The sequence below is a fragment of the bacterium genome (assembly GCA_021372515.1).
Taxonomy (GTDB): domain Bacteria; phylum Gemmatimonadota; class Glassbacteria; order GWA2-58-10; family GWA2-58-10; genus JAJFUG01.
In genome coordinates this window covers 1-20,464 of record JAJFUG010000025.1, presented here as the reverse complement: position 1 = coordinate 20,464, position 20,464 = coordinate 1, and the positions used below count along the sequence as shown (strand labels likewise).

The 20,464-nt window shown below is 62.4% G+C and carries 20 protein-coding genes; 3 read left to right on the top strand and 17 right to left on the bottom strand.

Annotated elements, in window-relative coordinates; all coding sequences use genetic code 11:
• Window positions 1–872, top strand: an 872-nt coding sequence (locus LLH00_02190; GenBank protein ID MCE5270076.1) for a hypothetical protein, incomplete at its 5' end; no start/stop codon positions are given.
• 317 nt (window positions 873–1,189) lie between these two features.
• Here LLH00_02190 and LLH00_02185 read toward each other — a convergent pair.
• The 3 genes from LLH00_02185 to LLH00_02175 are packed head-to-tail and all read right to left on the bottom strand — an operon-like array spanning window position 1,190 to window position 4,914.
• Entirely contained in the window at window positions 1,190–3,187 is a 1,998-nt protein-coding gene (locus LLH00_02185; protein MCE5270075.1) for a DUF2264 domain-containing protein, read from the bottom strand.
• 60 nt (window positions 3,188–3,247) lie between these two features.
• Window positions 3,248–4,363, bottom strand: a complete 1,116-nt coding sequence (locus LLH00_02180) for an AI-2E family transporter (protein MCE5270074.1) — start codon at window positions 4,361–4,363, stop codon at window positions 3,248–3,250.
• Window positions 4,360–4,914 carry a cyclic nucleotide-binding domain-containing protein gene (locus LLH00_02175; GenBank protein MCE5270073.1) on the bottom strand — a complete coding sequence of 185 codons (555 nt, stop codon included), beginning with the start codon at window positions 4,912–4,914 and terminating at the stop codon, window positions 4,360–4,362. Before LLH00_02175 ends, LLH00_02180 begins: the two co-directional genes overlap by 4 nt.
• 268 nt (window positions 4,915–5,182) lie before the next feature.
• On the opposite strand from LLH00_02175, the gene LLH00_02170 reads away from it, so the two are divergent.
• On the top strand, window positions 5,183–7,117 hold the full coding sequence (locus tag LLH00_02170; protein ID MCE5270072.1) for an MBL fold metallo-hydrolase: 1,935 nt from the start codon (window positions 5,183–5,185) through the stop codon (window positions 7,115–7,117).
• A 154-nt stretch (window positions 7,118–7,271) separates the two neighbouring features.
• Here LLH00_02170 and LLH00_02165 read toward each other — a convergent pair whose 3' ends face one another.
• A complete protein-coding gene (locus tag LLH00_02165; protein ID MCE5270071.1) occupies window positions 7,272–8,603 on the bottom strand; it encodes an amidohydrolase in 1,332 nt (443 codons plus the stop codon).
• Between the two features lie 205 nt (window positions 8,604–8,808).
• Between LLH00_02165 and LLH00_02160 the strand changes: the two genes are divergently transcribed.
• Window positions 8,809–10,071, top strand: a complete 1,263-nt coding sequence (locus LLH00_02160) for a Gfo/Idh/MocA family oxidoreductase (protein ID MCE5270070.1) — start codon at window positions 8,809–8,811, stop codon at window positions 10,069–10,071.
• Window positions 10,072–10,192: 121 nt separating this feature from the next.
• Here the strand turns inward: LLH00_02160 and LLH00_02155 are convergent, their stop codons facing one another.
• The 13 genes from LLH00_02155 to LLH00_02095 form a co-directional block, all read right to left on the bottom strand.
• On the bottom strand, window positions 10,193–10,570 hold the full coding sequence (locus LLH00_02155; protein MCE5270069.1) for a GxxExxY protein: 378 nt from the start codon (window positions 10,568–10,570) through the stop codon (window positions 10,193–10,195).
• Between the two features lie 200 nt (window positions 10,571–10,770).
• Window positions 10,771–11,727 carry a DUF6263 family protein gene (locus tag LLH00_02150; protein ID MCE5270068.1) on the bottom strand — a complete coding sequence of 319 codons (957 nt, stop codon included), beginning with the start codon at window positions 11,725–11,727 and terminating at the stop codon, window positions 10,771–10,773.
• Between the two features lie 67 nt (window positions 11,728–11,794).
• A complete protein-coding gene (locus LLH00_02145) occupies window positions 11,795–12,034 on the bottom strand; it encodes a helix-turn-helix transcriptional regulator (protein MCE5270067.1) in 240 nt (79 codons plus the stop codon).
• A 17-nt stretch (window positions 12,035–12,051) separates the two neighbouring features.
• Window positions 12,052–12,498: a hypothetical protein gene (locus tag LLH00_02140; GenBank protein ID MCE5270066.1), complete on the bottom strand. Its 447-nt coding sequence runs from the start codon at window positions 12,496–12,498 to the stop codon at window positions 12,052–12,054.
• Window positions 12,499–12,517: 19 nt separating this feature from the next.
• On the bottom strand, window positions 12,518–12,973 hold the full coding sequence (locus tag LLH00_02135) for a hypothetical protein (GenBank protein MCE5270065.1): 456 nt from the start codon (window positions 12,971–12,973) through the stop codon (window positions 12,518–12,520).
• Complete coding sequence (locus LLH00_02130) at window positions 12,970–13,476, bottom strand: hypothetical protein (protein MCE5270064.1); 507 nt, start codon at window positions 13,474–13,476, stop codon at window positions 12,970–12,972. The genes LLH00_02135 and LLH00_02130 overlap by 4 nt, the downstream gene beginning before the upstream one ends.
• A gap of 44 nt (window positions 13,477–13,520) precedes the next feature.
• Window positions 13,521–13,949: a hypothetical protein gene (locus LLH00_02125; protein ID MCE5270063.1), complete on the bottom strand. Its 429-nt coding sequence runs from the start codon at window positions 13,947–13,949 to the stop codon at window positions 13,521–13,523.
• Window positions 13,946–14,833: a hypothetical protein gene (locus LLH00_02120; protein MCE5270062.1), complete on the bottom strand. Its 888-nt coding sequence runs from the start codon at window positions 14,831–14,833 to the stop codon at window positions 13,946–13,948. Before LLH00_02120 ends, LLH00_02125 begins: the two co-directional genes overlap by 4 nt.
• Before the next feature lie 20 nt (window positions 14,834–14,853).
• Window positions 14,854–15,588, bottom strand: coding sequence for a hypothetical protein (locus tag LLH00_02115; protein MCE5270061.1), 735 nt, complete (start codon window positions 15,586–15,588; stop codon window positions 14,854–14,856).
• 145 nt (window positions 15,589–15,733) lie between these two features.
• Window positions 15,734–16,624 carry a hypothetical protein gene (locus LLH00_02110; GenBank protein ID MCE5270060.1) on the bottom strand — a complete coding sequence of 297 codons (891 nt, stop codon included), beginning with the start codon at window positions 16,622–16,624 and terminating at the stop codon, window positions 15,734–15,736.
• 106 nt (window positions 16,625–16,730) lie between these two features.
• Window positions 16,731–18,089, bottom strand: coding sequence for an O-antigen ligase family protein (locus LLH00_02105; GenBank protein ID MCE5270059.1), 1,359 nt, complete (start codon window positions 18,087–18,089; stop codon window positions 16,731–16,733).
• Between the two features lie 37 nt (window positions 18,090–18,126).
• Entirely contained in the window at window positions 18,127–19,410 is a 1,284-nt protein-coding gene (locus LLH00_02100) for an MFS transporter (GenBank protein MCE5270058.1), read from the bottom strand.
• On the bottom strand, window positions 19,403–20,464 hold a 1,062-nt coding region (locus tag LLH00_02095; protein ID MCE5270057.1), incomplete at its 5' end, for a 1-acyl-sn-glycerol-3-phosphate acyltransferase. The genes LLH00_02100 and LLH00_02095, both read right to left, overlap by 8 nt.

Below are 20,464 nucleotides of genomic sequence, written 5' to 3'. Positions count from 1 at the left end.
ACCTGGGCTGGGCCACGGTGACCCAGTACGCCTGGAACCCGGTCGGCCCCACGGTGGAGCAGAACGTGGCGGATTTCATGGACGTGTTCTATGGACCGGGCAGCCCCGACCTCACTCCGGTCTACAAGCTGCTTATCGAGGGGGCGCGCTTTTTCGACCACGGCTGGGACGAGGTCACCAGCACCGAGCGCGGGCCCGGCTACGGCAACTCGTGGGGCAAGGGCGTGGGCACGCGCCGCACGGATGAGGTGCTGGGCCTGCCCGAGATTCCAGCCCCCGGCACGCTCGACATCCCGGCGGAGTTCAATGAACGCTACGGCGCCCTGGTAGCCGAGGCCGGGCGGCAGAAACTTCTCAACGACGACCTGCTGGAGAAACTGGCCCGCTACGAGGGCCAGGTGGAGCGTAACCGCTACAACCTGGAGGTCTATCTTTCCATCGCGTACCTGGAGCGCTATTTCATCCGCACCGTGCTCACCCTGAGCGAGGCGGAGGAAATCATGCAGCGGGCGCACGCGGCCGAGGCCGGCGGCGACCCGGCACGCGCGGTGGGCCTGCTCACCCAGGCCAGCCAGCGGGTGGGCGGCCTTATCGCCTGGGGCGACTGGATGTGGCGGAACCTGACTGTCACCTGGGAGAAAAGCCGCTTCGAAAAGGGGCGCAGCGTGGGGGGCCGTCAGTTCGTGCACGTGCTGGATGACGTGAAAGACCATTTCGCCGACCGTCGCCCGGGGCTGGATTACATGATAGCCCCGTTCCAGCGTATGGACCTGCCCGGCTGGCGCGAGAAGCTCAACGCGCGGATAAAGGAGTACGCCGCGGCGCACAAGGCGCCCGTGGCCGGCCTGGCCGAGGAGCGGCTGGAGGATTAGGGTATCACATAAATTGCAGATGAAAATGTAGGGGCACGGCATGCCGTGCCCTTTTTATTTGAATACACACCCCGTCGGCTGACGCCGCCACCCCTCTTTTTAGAGGGGATTGAAAACGCTGTCTCATGGGCGACGGTAGAGAGCGCGGGCTGTGGCGGGACAAAATCCCCCCCTTTCCCAAAGGGGGTCAGGGGGGATTTATGCAAAAGTAAATAAACATCCCCCTCGTTCCCCCTTTATACAGGTGGAGGCAAAACAAAGGGCACGGCATGCCGTGCCCCTGCATCAGACGCTCCATCAGTAATACCAGTCCGCTCTCAGAACACCTCCAGAAGGTTCTGCACCCCCTCGAAGCGCACCCAGAGGCCCTCCTCCATCCGGTCCTTGAACACCTCGAACGAGGGTATACCGATCTGTTCGCCGCGCGCGCCGTCCACGTAGAAAATCACCGGGGTCTTGGGCGGCACGGGTTTGTCGCTGGTCCACTGCGGGAACACCCCGATGCCGCCGAACAGGTGGCTGTGGTTCCAGCCCGGCCGCGGGGTCACGGTCACGGTCTCCAGCTTGCCGGAGGGGCCGCTGAGCACGCTTAATAGGCTCTGATAGCCGCTTTGCGTGTTGACGCGCAGGGTGTCGCCGCGGATTTCCTGCTCCGCAGTCGAGCCGTGGGGCGCGCTGACCCCGTAGCCCGCCACCCGTATATACAGCGGCTTGGGGAATGTGTGGTAGACCATGTGCACCTCGCCCTGGTTGCCGATCAGGGTTTGGGTGATCACCTGGGCCCGTCCGCGCTCGCCCAGGTCGGCGGCGTACTTGTCGGCGTTGTGGCGCTCGGAGATGAATATCGGCGCGCTCTGGGTGCGGTAGGCCCAGGTGCGGCCATCCAGCGACACGCCCGAGCGTCCCTGGGCCAGCTCCGGCCCGGCCGCGCCCGTGCCGGCCCAGCCCAGGACGCTGGAGTAGGCGTGCTGGTAGTACTTGGTGCTGGTCTCCCAGGTCACCTGATTGTGGCGCGGGCTGCCGATCGGGAACAGGCGGGCCTCGCCGCGGCGGTGGTTGGTCTTGAGCACCAGTTGCGCTCCGGCCACCACGCGCACGCGGTCCTCGTTGTCGGCTGGCATCGGTTTTTCGACACTGGTCCAGAACGGGTGGTCGGCAGGCAGCAGAAGCGGGCTGAACCCGGTTGCGGCCCAGTAGGGCGCGCCGCGGTGGCCGTAAGGCTCGGCGGCCAGGGTGTTGGGGCCAAGCCAGCCGGGCTGCAGAAGGCCGTTTTCGCTCATGGCGCCGCCCTCCCAGAAATATTTCAGGCAACCCGAGGCGATCCGCCGCTCCAGCCCCGGGTCGAGCGTGCCCAGCCCCGCGGCCTCGGCGTAACCCACCGGGCCCGCCGCGGCCCAGCGGTAGGTCAGCGAGCGGCCGAACGCCACCGGGGCGCCGTTGGAGCCGAAATACAGCGGGAAACTCTGCATGAACTGCGCGGTGGTCTCGCGTATCCGCTTGCCGAATTTCATTTTCCAGGGCTCGGTGTACTTGTAGTGGAACAGGTTGAACATCTGGAAGCCCCAGAAATTGTAGTAGTCGTAGGAACGGTTGCCGCCGTCCACGAAGAACCCGTCCCCGGAGTGCCAGCTCAACAGACGGTCCATCTGCTCGGTGATACGACCGTAGTCGAACGGGTAGCCGTACTTGAGCAGCACCGGCGTGGGGGCCGAGTTGAAATACCAGCAGTTGCACTCGAAGCCCACGCCCCCGGACAGGGCGGTCAGCCAGCGCGCCACGTTGTCTTTCTGCGGCTGAGTCAACGGGTCCCAGAAATACTGCGGGCAGTACATGATCGACTGCGAGATTTCCTCGCCGAAAGCCCCGTACGGCCCGGTGGGGCCGAAATAGCAGGGATCGTCCGGGTCGGTGCCGCGGATGAGGCCCTTGAGGTAGGGGGCGTTCACCGGGCCGTCCCAGCCCGGCACGGTGTTCCCGCCGCTGCCCGCGCAGTAGAGTGCGGCCAGGATCATCGAGCGGCCGAACGCGTTGCGGCTCTCCTCGGTAAAATTGGACGTGTACTGGAAATGCCCGCTCTCGGCATCCTGGCCCCGGAAATCCGGGATGCCGGTCTCGGGGTTGAAATAGGGCAGCACTCCGGCCAGAATGCGTCCGGCGATCTCGATCCAGTGGGCGCGGGTGTAGCCGGTGTAGGGCGAGAGCGCGGTGTCGGCCGCGGCGCTCAGGGCCAGGCGCGGCGGAATCTCAGTCGCCCGGCAGGGAACGACTGCGGCCAGCAGAAAGCAACAGGCAAAGAGAGTACGGATGGACTTCACAGGGGTTCCTCCGGGGCTGTCTGGGGGGAGAATTGGACACAATACGGCCTTGAGGCGCGGTCAGTGCCGCAGGTGGCGCACACCGTCGGCTATCTCGCGCACCATGGTCTGGACAATGCTGGCCAGTGGGATCGAGATCACCATGCCGATGATCCCCAGCATCTTGGCCCCCAGGATCACGGCCAGCAGCACCACTATGGCGTGGACATCCACCGACTTGCCCAGCATCACCGGGATGAGGTAGACATTGTCCACGATCTGGGCGAAAACGAGCGAGCCGGCTATGAACATCACCGGGACCCAACTGGAGACCATGTCGCCCCGGAACTCGGGGAAGGTCGGAATGAGGACATATTGCAGGATTGCCACCACCAGCACCGGGATCGCGCCGATTATGGGCCCGGCGTAGGGGATGATGTTGAACAGGCCGGTGATGATGGCCAGGAAGATCGCGTAGTTGAGCGGCTTGAACAGGATACCGGTCAGAATGAACCCGGCCAGGGCGCACAGTCCCACCACGAAAGATTCCATCAGCTTGGCCCGGATGAAACTGCCCACGATGTGGCTGATTTTCTGGTGGATGTTCAGGCTCATCTCGAAATAGCGGTTGGGCAGGAAGCCGATGAAGGCTTTCTTGATCTTGTGCCCGTCCAGCAGGAAAAAGTAGAGCAGGATCGGCACCACCGCGACCCAGGTGGAGACCGTGGTCAGGGCGTCCCCGCTGGGGGTCAGGGCCTCGAACAGGTAGGTCTGGCCCAGGTTGAGCAGCCGGGAGGCTGCGCCGAATTTTTCGAGGCCGAAACGATGCTCAAGGCTGGCGGCCTGACGGTTGAGTTCATCTTTGAGCACGGCTGAATACTCATCCATCCGGCTGAGCAGGTCGGTGTACTCCGCCACCACGGCCCGGCTCATCAGCATGGCGATCAGCACCACCGCCAGCACGATCAGCAGGAACACCAGCAGGATCGAGTTGCTGCGGCTCACCCCGTGGCGCTCGAAGAAATCCACTCCCGGCGAGAGGATGAACACGAAGATGATCGAGATGAGGAACGAGGAGAGCAGGCCCGGGATCCAGAGCAGGAACGCGATGGTCAGCACGATCACCGTGGCCATGGCGCTGAGCTTGAACGCCGGCTTGAAAATCAGGGCCTCGTCTTTGGGCTTGACCTGGATCATACCTTGGTGGCCTTGTCGCTCTGGGTGGTGCTTTCCATGGAATCGATCTGCTCGTAGGCCTCGTTCAGTTTCTGGTCGGTGATACGCAGGCGCTTGACCAATATCTTGAGGATATTGCCCTGTATCTTGACCCCGATCCGGGGGCTGCGGTTGATGATCGAAATGAGGTCGGAGCGGAAGAACCCGACCAGGCGCGTGGCGCTCAGGGCCACCGCGGTGGCCGAGCGCGGGTGGTCGTCGATCAGGGCCAGCTCACCGAAGAAATCGCCCGAGCCCAGGCGCGCGATCTCGTGGTCCTCGTCCGTATTGGGCCCCAGGCAGATACGCACGCTGCCCGATTCGACAATGTACATCCCGGCGCCGGGCTCGCCCTCGACAAAGATTATCTCGCTCTCGTGGTAGGTCCGCAGGTAGACAATCTTCTCGATCAGGCGCAACTCGGTCTTGGTAAGACCGTTGAACACGGGAATACGGGTCAGGATGGCGAAAACGGACTTGTCGTTGGACTCACGGCTGAACACGTTGCCCCAGATGGCGCTGAATCTTTTCAAGGCGTCCTCCGGTCGTAGACTGTCGGCGGGTCGGGAACCGGCTTTCCGCATCGGGTGTGGTCTGTCAATATATTAATACGGATGGCGCGGCGCAATCAAATCCTGATTTTTACAATGCAAACCGCGTACCGCGTATCGACTGGCCTTAAACCCTTGACCCGTCCGGGGCTGGTGTTATCTTAAGCCACGCTGTCACGGAGAGGGAAAAGTAGTTTTCGCACCATTTTTGCGATCCACCGCCGGCGGGTCGCGCGGGGGAGGTACGACCATGCTGCTCAGAACGATCTGCCTGCTGGCCCTGGCCCTGCCACTGGCCGCGCTGCCCGGCTGCGACGGTGGGAGACAGGCGGCGGGCCTGCCCCCGGTGGAGGACGCCCCGGATTTCCCGTTCGACCAGTCGCGACGGCACGAGCGCGATTTCAGCCCCGGCGGAGCTCTGACCCGCCTGAGCGACAACCTCTACCGTTATGACGACTGCTGCAATGTGTACGTGTTGAAAAACGGCGCGCGCGCGGTGCTGGTAGATTTCGGCTCCGGGGCGGTGCTGGGCAAACTGGCTGGGATCGGTGTGACCGGAGTGGACATGGTGTTACTCACCCACCATCACCGCGACCAGGCTCAGGGCCTCTGCGGACGGGACAGCCTGCCCTTCGCGGTGGCGGCACCGGCCGGTGAGCTGCGCTTTTTCCAGGATGTGCAGAAGTTCTGGGACGGCCTGCAGATTTACATCAACTACGACTGCCGCTCGCACTGGAACACCGTGCGCTCCGATATCCGGGTGGATCGCCCGGTGCGCGGCGGAGACAGGCTGAGCGCGGCCGGGATCGATTTCGAGGTGCTGGACACGCCCGGCAACACCGACAGCGCGGTGAGCTACGCGGCGGTGGTGGACGGCCGCCGGGTGGCGTTCACGGGAGATTTGATCGCCGGCGCGGGCAAGCTGGTCAACTGGTACGATTTCCAGTGGGATTACTACGGGTTCACCCAGGGCATGGACGCCTCGGAGCGCGGCTTCGCGGCCCTGCGCGCCTGGAATCCGCAGAGCCTTCTGCCCTCCCATGGCGCTCCGATGGATGACCCGGAGGCGGCGATGAGCGCCAACTCAGTGGTTTACACACACTTACGCGAGATGCTGGTTCCCAACGAGCTCAACCGTCAGAGCCAGGCGGTGCGCCGTATCCTGCCGCATTTGATATACGTGGGCATGAACTGCTACGCCATAGTCTCGGAAAGCGGCAAGGCGTTCCTCTACGATTACGGTTACGTGGACCAGCAGGCGATCTGGACCCTCAAAGGCGATTTCGGGGTTAAGAGTATCGATGCGGTCAGTTTCAGCCACTACCACGACGACCACAACATCCGGGTCTGGGAGCTGGCGCGCGAGGGTGCGCAGCGCTGGGTGTTCGAGAACATGCTGGATGTGTTCGAGCACCCGGCACGCTACAAGCTGCCCTGTCTGGTGCCGTTCCCGATCCTGGCCGACCGCGTGCTGCATGACGGTGAAAAAGTCCAGTGGGAGGAGTACGAGCTGGAGTTCTTCCGACTGCCCGGACAGACCGAGTTCCATCAGGGCCTGGCCGTGACAATCGACGGGAAGAAAGTGCTGTTTACCGGCGATAACACCTGGAACAAGGCCTGGCCCGACAAGCGCCGCAACGGCCCCCTGGTCCCGCAGAACGAGTATTTCCTGGACGGCGGGTTCATCACCTGCGCGCAGAAAATGTTAGACTACGGCCCGGACATTGTCTGCCCGGCGCACACGGATGAGTACTCGCCCGGCCGCGAGGACCTGCAGGGGTTCCTGGAGTGGGCCCAGGAACTGCGCGAGGTCATGACCGGCCTGATCGACCAGCCCGACCCGAATTTCGGGATGGACTACCGCTGGTGCCGGTTCTACCCGTACCGGAGCATTGTGAAGGACGGCGGCACGTTCGAGGTGCGGGTGTTCCTGCGTAACCACCTGTTCGTTCCGGCCGAGGTGGAGGTCGCGGTTAAAACCTCTGCCGGGCTGGAGGTGATCGGCGGGCCGCGCCGGTTCAAGATCGAGGGGAAGAAACAGGCGGCCGTGCCGTTTACGGTGCGCAAGCTCCCCGGCCATGGAATGGACAGGCAGGTGCTCACCGCGGATGTCACGCTCAACGGGCGCTACCTGGGCGAGGTGACCGAGGCCGTGGTCGACCCGCCGCAACAGTGGCAGGAGTAAGGGCGGGAACGCGCGCGGTGGCACTGTTTGCAGGCAACGGTGAAGTAATGCCGTAGGGGCGAACCTTGTGTTCGCCCGGTTATACCGAGTCGGAGGCTGTCGTAGGGGCGACCGCCGGTCGCCCCTTTGCATGCCATATACATTACGGGAAACCCTATTTCTTCAATATCTCCAGCGCCGCGGCGGTCATCGCGGTCACTCCCGCCGGGATCGCGGTCTCGTACTCCGGCAACATGAGCGGCGAGTGCAGCCCCGGGCGCTGCTCCTGCGGCACGCCGGGCTTGCCCGTGCCCACCCGGAACATGAACACCGGCACTTTCTCGGCGGTGCGTCCGTACTCGCTGAAATCCTCTCCGCCCATAGTCGGCTTGATTCTCACCATCTTGTCCTGTCCCAGGGCCGCCCCCATCGCCTTGACCGTGCACTCGGCCAGGGCCGGGTCGTTGTAGAGGGCCGGGGTGTAGCCATCCGCCAGCTTGATCTCGGGCAGCTTGTCCTCGGGCAGGCCATAGGCGCGGGCGGTGTTGGCGCAGATTCGCTTGATCGAGTCCAGTATCTGACGGCGCACCTGGTCCGAGAACGAGCGGGTGGTGAGCTGCAGCTTCACCTCGTCCGGGATTATATTGTGCTTGGTGCCGCCGTGGATCGAGCCCACTGTGACAACGGCCGGTTCCACCGGCTCGATCTCGCGGCTCACGATAGTCTGGAAGGCGTTGATGAGCTGGGCCGAGAGCACTATCGGGTCGCGGCCCTTGTCCGGCATGGCGCCGTGGGAGCCGATCCCGTGGACCGTGATATCGACCATGTCGATATTGGCCATGGCGTAGCCCGGGCACCAGCCGATTGAGCCGGCATCCACCGAGGGGTCATCATGCTCGGCCAGGGCGAAATCCGGCCTGGGCCAGCGCGTGTAGAGGCTGTCCGCCAGCATGGCCGCGGCCCCGCTCCCGCGCTCCTCGGCCGGCTGGCCGATAATTATCAGCGTGCCTTTCCACTTGTTGCGCTGGGCGGCCAGGCGCGAGGCCGCGCCCAGCATCACGGTCATGTGGAAATCGTGCCCGCAGGCGTGCATCACCGGGACCTCCTGGCCGGTGATATCCACCGCGCGCACTTTGCTCGCGAACGGAGCGCCGGTCTTTTCCTCCACCGGCAGGGCGTCCATGTCCGTGCGCAGCATAAGGGTCGGGCCCTTGCCGTTTTTGAGCACCGCCACCACGCCCCAGCCGGTGCGCTCCGGGTCCGGATACTTGCCCACCTTGCGCGTGACCTCGTAGCCCAGTTTTTCCAGCTCAGCCGCCAGGGCGGCCGAGGTGTTTTCCTCGAAATAGGACAGCTCGGGCGCGGCGTGACGGGTCCGGTAGAAATCGAGCAGGTAGGGCAGGTCGAGCTCCGCCGCACGCAGGCCGGAAACCGCGGCATTCAGCAGAAGGACAGCCAGCACAATGAATGTCGGGCAGAGCCCGCGGGACTTGGTCATGCCATGCATTACATCGCCTCCGGGTCGGGTTGTGAGCTGTATAGGCACCGTGCCATAATAATACGCCGCACCGCTTTAGACAATGCGCTGGCGCGGTCAGCTTGGGCTTGATTTAGCGCTCCGAATGCGTTAAACTACCTCCCCGTGGCCTGAAAAAAGGCTTTCCCATGTACTTTCACTGACCGTCAACCGTAGTCCAAAGGTAACCCGAACGATGAACAAGCCTTACGAGCGCCCACAAGTGACCGTAATCGGCGGGGGGATGATCACCGAGATCCAGCTCCTGCCGACACTCTACCATCTGCAGCGGACCGGCCTGATCGGCGAAATCTCCATCGTGGCCCTGAACGGTGCGCCGCTCAAGAAAATCGCCGAGAACAAGACTTTGCTGCGGGCTTTCCCGGGCCAGAGTTTCAAGCCCTGGCCGGATTTCAACACGATCGACCCGTCACGGCCGTTCCCAGACCTCTACCGCGAGGTGCTGGACAAGGCCCCCAAGCGCTCCATCGCCGTGGTGGCTGTGCCCGACCAGATGCACTACGCCATGGTCCGCGCCGCGTTGGAGCACGACCTGCACGTGCTGGTGGTAAAGCCCCTGGTGCTGACCCACAAGCAGGCCGTGGAGCTGGAAAAGCTGGCCCACGGGCGCGGCCTGTTCGTGGGGGTGGAGTACCACAAGCGTTTCGACGACCGCAACCTGATCGCCCGCGGACGGTACCGCGCCGGCGAGCTGGGCGCGTTCCGCATGGGCTACGCCAGCCTGGTCGAGCCGTGGTACTACCGCAACTCGAATTTCCAGAACTGGTGCACCGTGGAAAACTCCGACATGTTCACCTACATCGGCTGCCATTATGTCGACCTGGTGGCGTTCATCACCGGGCACAAGCCGGTGGAGGTCTCGGTCTACGGGGTGGAGGAGCCTTACCCGAACGGGAAGAAAGGCTACCTCTGGACCGATGGCCGGGTGGTGTGGGACAACGGCGCCGTGCTGGCCGTGCTCAACGGCATGGGCTACCCGAATGTCGCCCCGGGCGGCAACAGCCAGGGCATGACAATGTTCTGCCAGGGGGCCACCGATGGCGCCCTGGTGATGCACGACGACCAGTTCCGCGGAGTGAAGCACTGCTACACGGTCAAGGGGGAGGACGAGGGCGACACCTACTACAACGAGGTTAGCCCGGACTATTTCAAGCTGCTGGACGTGGGCGGCGGCGGACTGACCCCGGTGGGCTACGGCCACCGCTCCGTGGAGGCCATCGTGCGCGCCTGCCACCGGGTGGAGGCCGCCGGCGGGGATGACCTGGGGGCCCGTCAGGCCGAGATCGAGCGGATCGACGCCGAGGGCGTGATCGCCACCCCGGCCAACAGCGCCTACAACGAGCTGGTGGTGGAGGCGGGCCGTATGTCGATCCTGGCCAAGGGCCGTCCGGTGGTGATCGAGTACGGCAGCCAGCCGCATGTGCGTTTCCGCGACTGAGGACACGAAGGAATAAAAAAAGACAGGTTTATCCACGAAGGGGCACGAAGGCACACTAAGGAAAGCGGTTTTTACTTCGTGTCTCTTTGTGTCCCTTCGTGGATTACTATATTTTTGTGGATCAGTTGACGAATCTCTTCCACTCCAGTTTCCCGCTGCTGCCGAAATTGATCAGAACGCCCACCGGTAATCCGGTGGCTTTCAGATAATTGAGTATCTGCGCAGTCTCTCTGCCGGTCAGTCGATCCAAGGCCTTCAATTCGACAATTATCTCTCCATAACACACAAGATCAGCAATATATTCTTTTTGCAGAGTTTTGCCTTTGTACACAATCCTGATCGGTTTCTGTGACTCGAACGGCACTCCATTCAATGAGAGTTCGGTCTCGAGCGCTTCCTGATAGACCGCTTCCAGAAACCCCGGCCCCAGTTCCCGGTGCACCTCTACCGCCGCTCCGATTATCTTGAAGACCTCGTCCCTGAATACCAATTCAGTCATTTTTCACCTTCCCACAACCGCATTCCACAACGGGCAAGAGAGGACAAAGAAGACGGAGTTATCCACGAAGGGCCACGAAAGCACACTAAGAAAAGCAGTTTTTACTTTGTGTCTCTTCGTGTGCCTTCGTGGATTACAGTTTTTAACTTTTTCCCTGTCAAACCCCTTCGTGGATAACTTATTGTGCCGTTGCCTCCGGCTCAGTAAGGGCCGAAAGTGGTCTTGACCTCCATCTCGAGCGGCATGCGCATTTCCTTGTCCCCGGCCGGCCCGCCCACTATGATCTGGGTGCCGCTCATTCTCTGGTCCATCGTGCCGCCCAGCATCCAGCCGCTCTTGGTGTCGACACGCAGATGGCCGCTCATCTCACCGTTGAGGTTCATTTTCATCTTCATCGGTCCCATCTCGGTGAACGGGGCCGTGCTGTCGGAACTCATGCGGCTGGTGGCTTTGATCACCGCCACCCCGCCCACCAGGGAGTCCAGGGTCCAGGTCTGCTCGACTTTCATGACGATTATCGCGTTGACCGAGTCGGTCAGGCTCCAGCTTTCGCCCACAGCCACCGGTTTTTTGGGGATGAAGCTGAACATCTTTCCAGCGAAGCCGGGGCCGCCCTCTCCGCCTAACATCTTCTCGAACTGGGCGCGCATGGCCTGGCGCATCTGCTCGTTGCCCGAGGGTGTCTTGTCCAGCATCGCACCGATCAGCGAATCCATCCCCGTGGTTTTCAAGACCTGGCCCTGCTGGCTCAGGGTCAGGCTGTAGCTCTTGCCGACCAGGGCCGTGAACGCGGCGACCATCGGGTTGCTGTCATCCGCGCCCGGCTCGGCCGAGTCAAAACTCACGCCGCCCCGGGGACCCTCCATCACGAATTTCACCCGCTCGAACGTGGTCTTGACTGTCTGGTCGCCGGTGGAAGATTTGTCTGTCACCTCGGACAGCATGTCCATGGTCATTTTCTGGGAGGTGTTGATATCCTGGCCGTTCATATTGGTTTTCATGCTGTTCTCGCTGACCGTGCGCAGCTTGTAGGTCTGGCCGGTCTGGAGGTCGAGCTTGAGGTCCAGCTTGTCCGCGGCGAAAGCGGACGAGACTGCGGTCGAAACCAGCAGCAGGCAGAACAGAAACGGGAAGTTCCAGGATGATTTGCGTGACATGCGGTTGCCCTTTCGTTTTAGAGTGAGTACTGCCGGATGCACCGGAATCTCCGGCACGTGAATCTGACTACTCGACAGGCTGGTTTCCCTCCTTTTTTTCCTCGCAGTGGAACACCTCCTCGATGCCCTTGCCGAAAGCGCGGGCCAGCTTGAAAGCCAGCTCGAGCGAGGGATTGTACTTGCCCGCCTCGACCGCGATGATGGTCTGGCGGGTGACACCGGCGCGCTCGGCCAGCTCGGCCTGGGTCATCTCGCCGTGCTCGAAGCGCAGGCGGCGCAGCTCGTTGTTTACGGTGAATTCAGGCATTTATGTTTTCCATACTCTCAGCGCACCAGAACTTCCGGCTTTTTGAGCGCGTCCTCGTTGACAGTGTAATAGCGGACGCCGATCAGGTGCAGAAGCTCCTGGACCGGAATCAGACCGAGAATGAAAAAGAAAAATGTGATTATACTTATGGTTTCACTCTTGGTGTTCGCGGCGAAAACAATCAGTGCGAGCCCGCCAAGTGCCACGTACCAGAATATGCCTTGGGAAACAAGCTTGTATGTTTTAAGCTCGACAAGGGTTTCCAGTTCGTCCAGTCGTACGCCGAGGCCGGGATAATGCCGTTTTTGGTATCTTTTGATAATAAGCAGCACAATGAAAGAGAGACCCAGTAGCAGCATAAACCAGCCTACCCGGTGCATTAATTGCAGATAGAAAAGGCCGAAAGCGAACCACACGAGCGAATAGACCATCCGGTAAAGGGCGAATTTCTGCAAGCGTGTCATGGCTTTGCTCCTCTGTCGCTCAGCCGGGGAACTTGATCGGTTTGGCCGCGGCCTCGGGGTCGCTGGTGTAGACAAACACGGCCCAGGCCCGCACCATCTGCGCGGCGAACATTGTCCCGATCACGTAGACCAGAAGATGGTAGGTGAAAATATCCTCACCCGCTGTCTTCTCCTGGAAATGCGAATACACTATCACCGCCAGGACTATGTAGAGCAGGGCGCCTTTGCCGGCCACGCGGTGGGAGCGCAGGACAACGTTTTGCTCGCCCGGAGTGAGCATCTCCCCCTGCGACTTGATATCCGCCCGCAGGAACTGACCCAGGATCATGCTGAGGCCCATGAACGCGAAATTGAAATAGTCCAGGGCTTTCTTGAGCGGCATATCGGAGCCGAAATAGCAGAGGGCCAGGAGCACCAGGGCCAGGGTCACCGGGGCGGCCAGCTCGGTCAGGGCGTGTTTCTGCAGACGGGTCATCGGTCCTCCTCCGGGCCGGGATGGTTTTCGGATCGAGACAGCGGGCCTCTTCTGCGGAGCAGCCAGAGATCCAGGCGGCCCATCCGCAGACGGGCGGCCTCGGGCCGGGCCGAATAATACAGAATTCCGAGGCTTTGCGATATCCAGATAGTAATCAGCATACCGAAGAAAAAGGCGGGCAGATTGTGTTGGATAATTGCATAACCTTTTTGAGTGTCAACCAATATCAGGAACACCGTGAAATACAGCAGCGCCCCTTGGCCGACCCACTGGTACGACTTCATCGCGATCCGCTCCTCCAACTCGTCCGTTTCCACCGGCGCACCACCGTTGCGCCAACGCCTGGCAAACATCCAGACGGGGATAATGGAAATCGGCAGGAAGGCAAACATCGTCCATCTGTATGGATCGAAAAATCCACTCAGCCGAAACAGCATATAGAGCGGGGGCCATAGAAGACAGAGCCCGATTGTTCCGAGTGCGTTTGTCTGCAGGCGGGTCATTGCCGGTTCTCCTGAGTCAGGGGGATGTCTGCCGCGGCTGGCACTCAGACCTGGTCCAATTTAATGTCGCGGCCCCGGTCAAGGTGACGGCTGTAGTAGAGCAGTCCAATGCCTTTGAACACGTAACTGAAGTAGAATGCTCCGAGCACAAAATCCCTGAATAACTTTGCCGGCACAAAATCGAACCACAGCCAGATCATCATCAGATAAACAAATACCCCAGCGAATTGCAGAATGTAGGACTTGAGTGTTATCTCCCTTTCCAGTTCATCGAGCTTGCCGAAAGGAACCGATTTATTCTCGCCGTACCTGTTTTTAAGCATGACTGAACCGAAAACCCAGACTGCGATTACTATAAATAACGCATGTTTATACTGGTTCCCCACTCCGGCGGCATATAACACCAGGAATGCGGCTGCAAAAATCGGCAGCAGGCAGACGTACAGGAGGCCTAATTTCTGCAGACGGGTCATTTTGCTTTTCCCTCCGGTTCGGTTTTCTTTTTCCATCTCCCGAATACTGTCATCGGCGGCTGTTTTGCAATCGAACCCAGGCACAGCGACAGGCTGGCGCAGAGGATCACATAGTATACGCCGTACAGGCAGAACCAGGCCAGGGGCGGTGCCGCGGTCAGGGCCCACACGGCCAGATAGCCGCCCACCACGGACGCCGCAACGATCAGAAAGGTCTTGAGCGAGCGCTTGCGCGCCTGGGCCAGGAGGTCTATCTCCGTTTCGCTCCGGGCGTACTGGCCCAGCCCCCGGTAGAGCAGGAAATAAGTCAGCAGGAAAACCGCGTTCACGGCCAGCATCTTGCCGAAAGGCCGGCTTTCCTCCCGCGCTTTCAGCATGACTGCCAGGAACACGAACCCGACAACGTTCAGCGAGGCAAAGGCCCGCACCGCGCTCCGTCGAAAGTCGCCCAGGCCGCGCCAGCGGTCCAGAAGAGTCCGCCTTTCGGAGCTGTCCGAGCCGTAGAACACCAGTACGGCCAGGGAGTGCACCGCCAGCAGCAGGGGCAGGCTGTACCAGAAAAACGCGGCGAAAAGGTCGGCCGGGACGCTCTGTTTGTAAAAATGCATGATCAGGATCGCCCCGGCCGCGAAATAGAACCAGAAAACCTGGGCCGCCATGTTCAGCGCCCGCCGATTTATTTCCTTGTGGTACTCATCCCAGAGCGGCGCGCGGCCCTTGCCCCCGGCCAGGAACAGCCCCGAGAACGCGGCCAGGGCCAGAATGCCGAACGCTGCCAGCGAGCCGCCCAGGTTGCCGCTGCTGGCATAGATTGTGACAAAGACCATGACCGTGAACACTACCACCATCAGGTTGAACCAGGCCATTCTCTGGAAGGGGTGCATTTTAAGCCTCTACTTGTGGATTAAGCCTCGGAGGACGTTTCTTGCCGTGTCCGTTCCCGGCCGCTCCGGTTCAGCAGCGGGGCCAGGAACAGGGTCAGCTCGGCGGCGAAAATCACGATGAAGAAGGCCGCGGGCAAATGGGCGAGCCACGCACTTTCCTTGCCGGCAGCCAGCCAGACCATCCCGATCGAAACGAGAGCCACGGCCGCCAGCATCCCTGCCAGCGAGGCCTTGAAAGCCCCGGCCAGCCGTTTTTCATCTCCGCTCGCCCGGGCGATCCTTCTCAATTGATACAGATTGATGAAATACAACAGGCCATAGGAAAAAGCTATCGCCGAGGGCAGAGCTTCAGGCGGCAGGCCCCGGATCGAACTTTCTCTCGCAGCCAGCCAGAAGATCAGCGGATAGATCCAGATCGCGGTCACTCCGGCGAGGGCGCTTTTCTGGAGAGCGTTCAGCCTGTGCCAGCGGTCGAGCACGGTCCGCCGCTCCGTGCAGTCGCTGTAATATATGCTGAGCGCGGTCAGGGAGCAGGCCCCCATGAAAACGACAACTCCGGCTGAGGAGAGGACCTGGAACATGTCGAAAGGGATGCTTTCGCCGAGATAATGAAAAGTCACATAGCAGTATGCCAGACCGGCGTAAGTGACAAAGGCCAGCCCGCCGATGCCTCTGGAGCGCCGGGCCACCTCGATGTGGTATTCATCCCACTGCGGCTTGCGCTCCCTTTTCCTGACAGTCAGCAGAAAATACAACCCAGCCAGCCCGAACCACCAACAAAGCGCGAGTACGGCCGAAACTCCGGGGCGTCCTGTAACCGGGCGGAGGACAAGAAAGCTGACAACTGAAAGCATCGACGCGCCCAGATTGAACCAGGCCATTCTCTGGAAGGGGTGCATCTCAGGCCTCTGTGTGGGGATCGGGCGGTGACGGGTTCGTTTTCCGGGTCTCTTTCGCCAGGCCGCCGAGTATCACCAGGCTGAGCGGCATGACTAAAAGACCGACAAACAGGCTGTTGAAAATGTAGAACAGGACATACCAGTCCCAGGGAGTATTCCCGGCCGGGATCACAGTGAGACGCCCGGCCACGGCCAGCGCCGCCGCGGCCGCGGTGCCCATGGCGGCCAGGGACCAGCGCCGGGCGCGGCGCACTGCCTGGCGCTCCGAGTCGGTCCGGGCGGTCCGGACCATGAGATAGATGTCCAGCGCGTACATCACGGCGAATGAGATATCGGTTAAAAGCATAAAGCCGGGCGGCAACTCGCCGTAGCGACCCTTGTTCATCACCCAGAGGAAAGGAAAGCCCACGAAACAGAAAACGAGCAGAGGTATGAGGCCGCTTTTACGGGTATTGTTCATACTCCTGAAACGGTTAAGCAGGGTGCGGCGCTCGGACAGGTCGGAACTGTAGATAAAAAGAGTGGCCAGGGACTGGACAGTCAGGACCAGTATAAATCCAAACCAGAAAAATAATGAATACAGGTCTTTCGGGATGCTTGTCTCGAAATGCACGGTCATGTAAACCGAGCCGGCGACAAAATACAGCCAGAAAACCGTCATCGCCGCAACGGAGGATTTCTGGCGGACCCACCGGTGGTACTCGTCATCCAGCGGCGCGCGGCCCTTGACCCCGGCCAGGAACAACCCGGAAAAGCCGATCAGCGCCAGGCAGGCGAACGCCGCCTGCGAGCCGCCCAGGTTGCCGGTGGCGGTATACAGGCCGGCAAACGCCACGCAGGTGAACAGGATCACGGTCAGGTTGAACCAGGCCATTCTCTGGTAGGGGTTCATACGCGCCTCGGCAGGGAAAGAGGATAAACGTGATTATCGCCTGCCTGATTGTACGCTCGACCTGACACAATGTCAATGATATTTTACATTGGTCAAGAAAAAAATTTCAGCCTCCCTCGCTTTCACCAGTCCTTAACGCCGCCATTGTCAGGGCAAAATACAGCCAGAGCCAGCGGAAATTGAGGATGTCGATGTTGAGGCCCACGACCAGCCAGCCGGCCAGGCCGCACCAGAGCGCCAGGGCCAGGGGATCGGAACCTCCGAGCCGCCGCCGCAGCAGGAAAACCCACAGGAGGACCAGCGCGGCAAAGCCAATAAATCCGCCCTCGGCCAAGGCCCCCAGGAATGTGGAGTGGGGTTTCAGCTCCGGCATGCCCTGCGGGATTCCCAGCGCGCCGCTGTCGCGCAGACAGTCGAGCCGCTTGGGGTAGAGACCCGGCCCCACGCCCAGGAGCGGGTGAGCGCGGAACATCTCCCAGGAGGCGGTTAGCAGATACCAGTGCTGGGCGGGCAGGAACGTGAACCCGCCGGGCAGACGCGTGTAATGCGCCCCATCGCTCAGGTGCACCACGTTCTTGTAGGCGTAGAGGCTCTTGTGCGGGGCGTCGACTGCCAGGCGCAGCGAGTCGGCGGCGGCCTGCGAGGGGGTGAACAGGGCATCCGTGGTGTAGGTGAAAAATACCGCGCTGTAGAGGAACGCAGCGGCGAGGCCGGCCCAGGCCGTCCCGAGAAGAACGCGCAACGGGCGGGTCAGGCTGCCGCTGCGCAGCGAGTAAACGAGCAGCACCCCGGCGGCTGTGCCCAGCACCCCGCGCGAGTAGGTGAGGAACAGGGCCGCGGTGTGAAGCGCGGTCAGGACGGCGAGCCATCCGCGGGAGACTGGCGCGGGCCTGCCCGCGCGGGCGTTCAGATAGAGTCCCAGGCAGACAAACAGCCCGGCGTGCAGGTAGCTGAAAATGAAATTCGGGCTGTGGCCCAGGGTGCCCACCATGCGCCAGGCGCCGGAGCCCAGGTTGGGGTACCAGCGCGCCAGCGGAGTGGCGATTCCAAAATACCCCAGGGCCACGCCCGCGATCCCCACCAGCGCGTATGTCGAGGACGCGACGGCCCAGAGGCCGAGCCAGTGCGTGAGGCGTCCGCGCTCCAGGCACTCCGCGCGGAAGCCGAAATAGAGGGCCGCCAGGTAGACCTGCGCCGCGGCGGCTACGATCAAAGCCCGGCTGAGCCCGCCAGTCAGGAACGCAGTCCCGGCCGAGAGAAGGAACAGGGCCAGATAGAGAAGCACCGGCCAATCGCGGCGCAGCAGAGACGGCCACTCCCGCCGCCAGACCCAGGCGCTCAGGGCCAGCAGCAGCGGGGCGAAAAAGTCCACCGGCAGGAGATTCTCCACGCCCAGCCAGAAAGTCAGGTTGAGCGGCAGGAGGATTATGTAGGCGCTCCAGAGAATGCCGAGCAGTTTTTTCATGCGACGCCCTCCCGGGCGGATTGCGCTGCTAAAGGCCTCAATCCGGGTGGACCGCGGTGGCGGCCTCCACCCCGGCGGCCTCATCAACTCCGGCCAGGAGCAGCCCGCCCACCACGAAAAAGATCAGCAGCGTGCTCATGCCCCAGCGCTGGCTGCCGCTAAGTTGGGTCACCAGGCCCAGAAACAGCGGCCCGAGGAACGAGGTGAACTTGCCCGACAGGGCGTAGAACCCGAAGAACTCGCCCTCGCGCTCGGCCGGGGTGAATCGGGCCAACAGGGAGCGGCTGGCCGACTGGTTCGGCCCGGCGAACAGCCCGATCGCTATGGCCGCCACCCAGAACAGGGCCAGCGAGCGGGTGAGCACGGCCAGAGTCACCGCCCCGGCCAGGGCCACGTTGCTCACCTGGACCGTGGCTTTGGCCCCGGCACGGTCATCCAGCCAGCCGAACGCGAACGCACCTATACCTGCGGCCACGTTCAGCGCGATGCCGAACACGATTATCTGGCGGAAAGTCATCCCGAAAGTCCCGGCCGCGTAGATGCCGCCGAAAGCGAAGATAGTTATCAACCCGTCATTGTACAACAGCCGCGCGATCAGGAAACGCAACGCCTGGGGGTAGCGCCGCAGCCGTCCCAGTGTCGCCAGGAACCGTCCGCCCCGCGCGGCCGCTCCCGTCGCTGTTGGGGCTGGTTCGGCAGTGCGCGCCCGCCCGCGGAAAAACAGCACGAACGGCAGGCCGAAAAGCGCGAACCAGGCTGCGGTCAGAAGGTTGGTGGCGCGGATGTTGAACCCCGCCTCCGTGCTCAGGCCGAACCAGGGGTTCTCGGTGACGAACCCCACCAGGGCCAGGGCCAGGCAGCACAGGCCCCCGGCGTAGCCCAGGCCCCAGGCCCAGCCCGAGATGCGTCCGATGTTGTGCCGGTCGGCGATATCTGGCAGGAACGAGTTGTAGAACACCATCCCCTGCTCGAACCCGACATTGGCCAGGGTGAAAACGATCAGCGCGGCCAGCCAGTGGCCGGGGGTGATAAAAGTCAGCGCAGCGGTGGCCCCGATGCAGAGCAGGCTGCTCGCGGCCAGAAGCCCCCGTCGGTGCCCGCCGCGGTCGGCCCACACTCCCAGCAGCGGCGAGGCCAGGGCCACGATCAGCGCGGTGGCGGTCACCGCTCGCGACCAGAGCGCCGTCCCTGTGATCTGATCCGGGGCCATGGCCTTGGTGAAATAGGTGCTGTAAATGAATGTCACCACCAGGGTGGTGAAAGAGGAGTTGCCCCAGTCGTACAGAGCATAGAGCAACACCCGCAGCCGTTTTTCAATCAAGTGGGTCTCTCTCTTGCATAAGGGTGTGCCAGTGACGGCCGAGGTCGCGCTCGCTCAGAGCGGCGTCCAGCGGCGGCATAACCTCCAGGCTTATCTTGACCGGCCGCAGGGCCGGGTGCGCCCGGCTCATGCTGCGCCAGGCGCCGTGGATGTAGACCGGGACCACCGCTGCGCCGGTGCGCACGGCCAGAAGCCCCAGCCCGCGCTTGGGGGTGTCGGTGCGGCTGTCGAGAGAGCGCTTGCCCTCCGGGAACATGATAAGCGGCTTACCCCGCTCCAGCACCAGTTGCGAGCGCTCCAGCGACAGGGCGGTGGTGGCGAGGGTGCCGGTCTTGATCACCCGTCCGTGGTAGCAGAGCGCCGAAAGCGGGAAACGGTCCAGGATGTCGGTCACTCCCACGCTGTAGACCTCGCGCGCGATCCGCCGCGGCAGCATCCCGTACAGCACGACCCAATCCAGGTACGAGACATGGTTGGGGGCCAGGATGTAGGGCGGATCGGGGAGGTTCTCCAGGCCTTGGATCTCGGCCCGGAACAGCACTCGGCTGAACACGCGCAGCACCAGCCAGCCGAACGCGCGCAAGGCCCGTCCGAACAAGCCTCGGCCCGGGTCTGCGATCTGGTCCAGGCTCTTGATCGTCCGGGGTTTGCTGCCGACTGATTCTCCGGAGCCGTCCGCGGCCCGCTCCAGCCAGGGGCGCAGGTCGCCCAGGCTGACCGCGGTGGCGGCCGCGCTCTCGCTCAGGCTGAGGCCGAAGCGCCGCTCGAACGCGGAGAGGAACTCCAGACGCGACAGCGAGTCCAGGCCCAGGTCGATCTCCAGGCTGTCGCTGTCGCGGGGCGTGTGCGGGAGTTTCAGCCAGGCGCGGGTGAACTCCAGCAGCTCATCCGTGTCGGTTTCGGCTGTGTCGCTTTCCACCGGCGCCTGGTTCTCCCGCTCCAGGCGCGCGGCGATTTCCCAGCGCCGCAGCTTGCCCAGGCGCGTGCGCGGCAGGGGCTCGCCAGAGAGCAGCACCCGGGTGACCCTCTGGTAGGAGGGCAGGGCGCGGGCGAG

What these genes read in the sequence shown, in the direction of transcription:
- LLH00_02165 (MCE5270071.1), bottom strand. Translation starts at nt 8,603, where the DNA reads ATGCATGGCATGACCAAGTCCCGCGGGCTCTGCCCGACATTCATTGTG.
- LLH00_02155 (MCE5270069.1), bottom strand. Translation starts at nt 10,570, where the DNA reads ATGACTGAATTGGTATTCAGGGACGAGGTCTTCAAGATAATCGGAGCG.
- LLH00_02170 (MCE5270072.1), top strand. Translation starts at nt 5,183, where the DNA reads ATGCTGCTCAGAACGATCTGCCTGCTGGCCCTGGCCCTGCCACTGGCC.
- LLH00_02150 (MCE5270068.1), bottom strand. Translation starts at nt 11,727, where the DNA reads ATGTCACGCAAATCATCCTGGAACTTCCCGTTTCTGTTCTGCCTGCTG.
- LLH00_02140 (MCE5270066.1), bottom strand. Translation starts at nt 12,498, where the DNA reads ATGACACGCTTGCAGAAATTCGCCCTTTACCGGATGGTCTATTCGCTC.
- LLH00_02125 (MCE5270063.1), bottom strand. Translation starts at nt 13,949, where the DNA reads ATGACCCGTCTGCAGAAATTAGGCCTCCTGTACGTCTGCCTGCTGCCG.
- LLH00_02180 (MCE5270074.1), bottom strand. Translation starts at nt 4,363, where the DNA reads ATGATCCAGGTCAAGCCCAAAGACGAGGCCCTGATTTTCAAGCCGGCG.
- LLH00_02130 (MCE5270064.1), bottom strand. Translation starts at nt 13,476, where the DNA reads ATGACCCGCCTGCAGACAAACGCACTCGGAACAATCGGGCTCTGTCTT.
- LLH00_02105 (MCE5270059.1), bottom strand. Translation starts at nt 18,089, where the DNA reads ATGAAAAAACTGCTCGGCATTCTCTGGAGCGCCTACATAATCCTCCTG.
- LLH00_02145 (MCE5270067.1), bottom strand. Translation starts at nt 12,034, where the DNA reads ATGCCTGAATTCACCGTAAACAACGAGCTGCGCCGCCTGCGCTTCGAG.
- LLH00_02160 (MCE5270070.1), top strand. Translation starts at nt 8,809, where the DNA reads ATGAACAAGCCTTACGAGCGCCCACAAGTGACCGTAATCGGCGGGGGG.
- LLH00_02135 (MCE5270065.1), bottom strand. Translation starts at nt 12,973, where the DNA reads ATGACCCGTCTGCAGAAACACGCCCTGACCGAGCTGGCCGCCCCGGTG.
- LLH00_02120 (MCE5270062.1), bottom strand. Translation starts at nt 14,833, where the DNA reads ATGCACCCCTTCCAGAGAATGGCCTGGTTCAACCTGATGGTGGTAGTG.
- LLH00_02110 (MCE5270060.1), bottom strand. Translation starts at nt 16,624, where the DNA reads ATGAACCCCTACCAGAGAATGGCCTGGTTCAACCTGACCGTGATCCTG.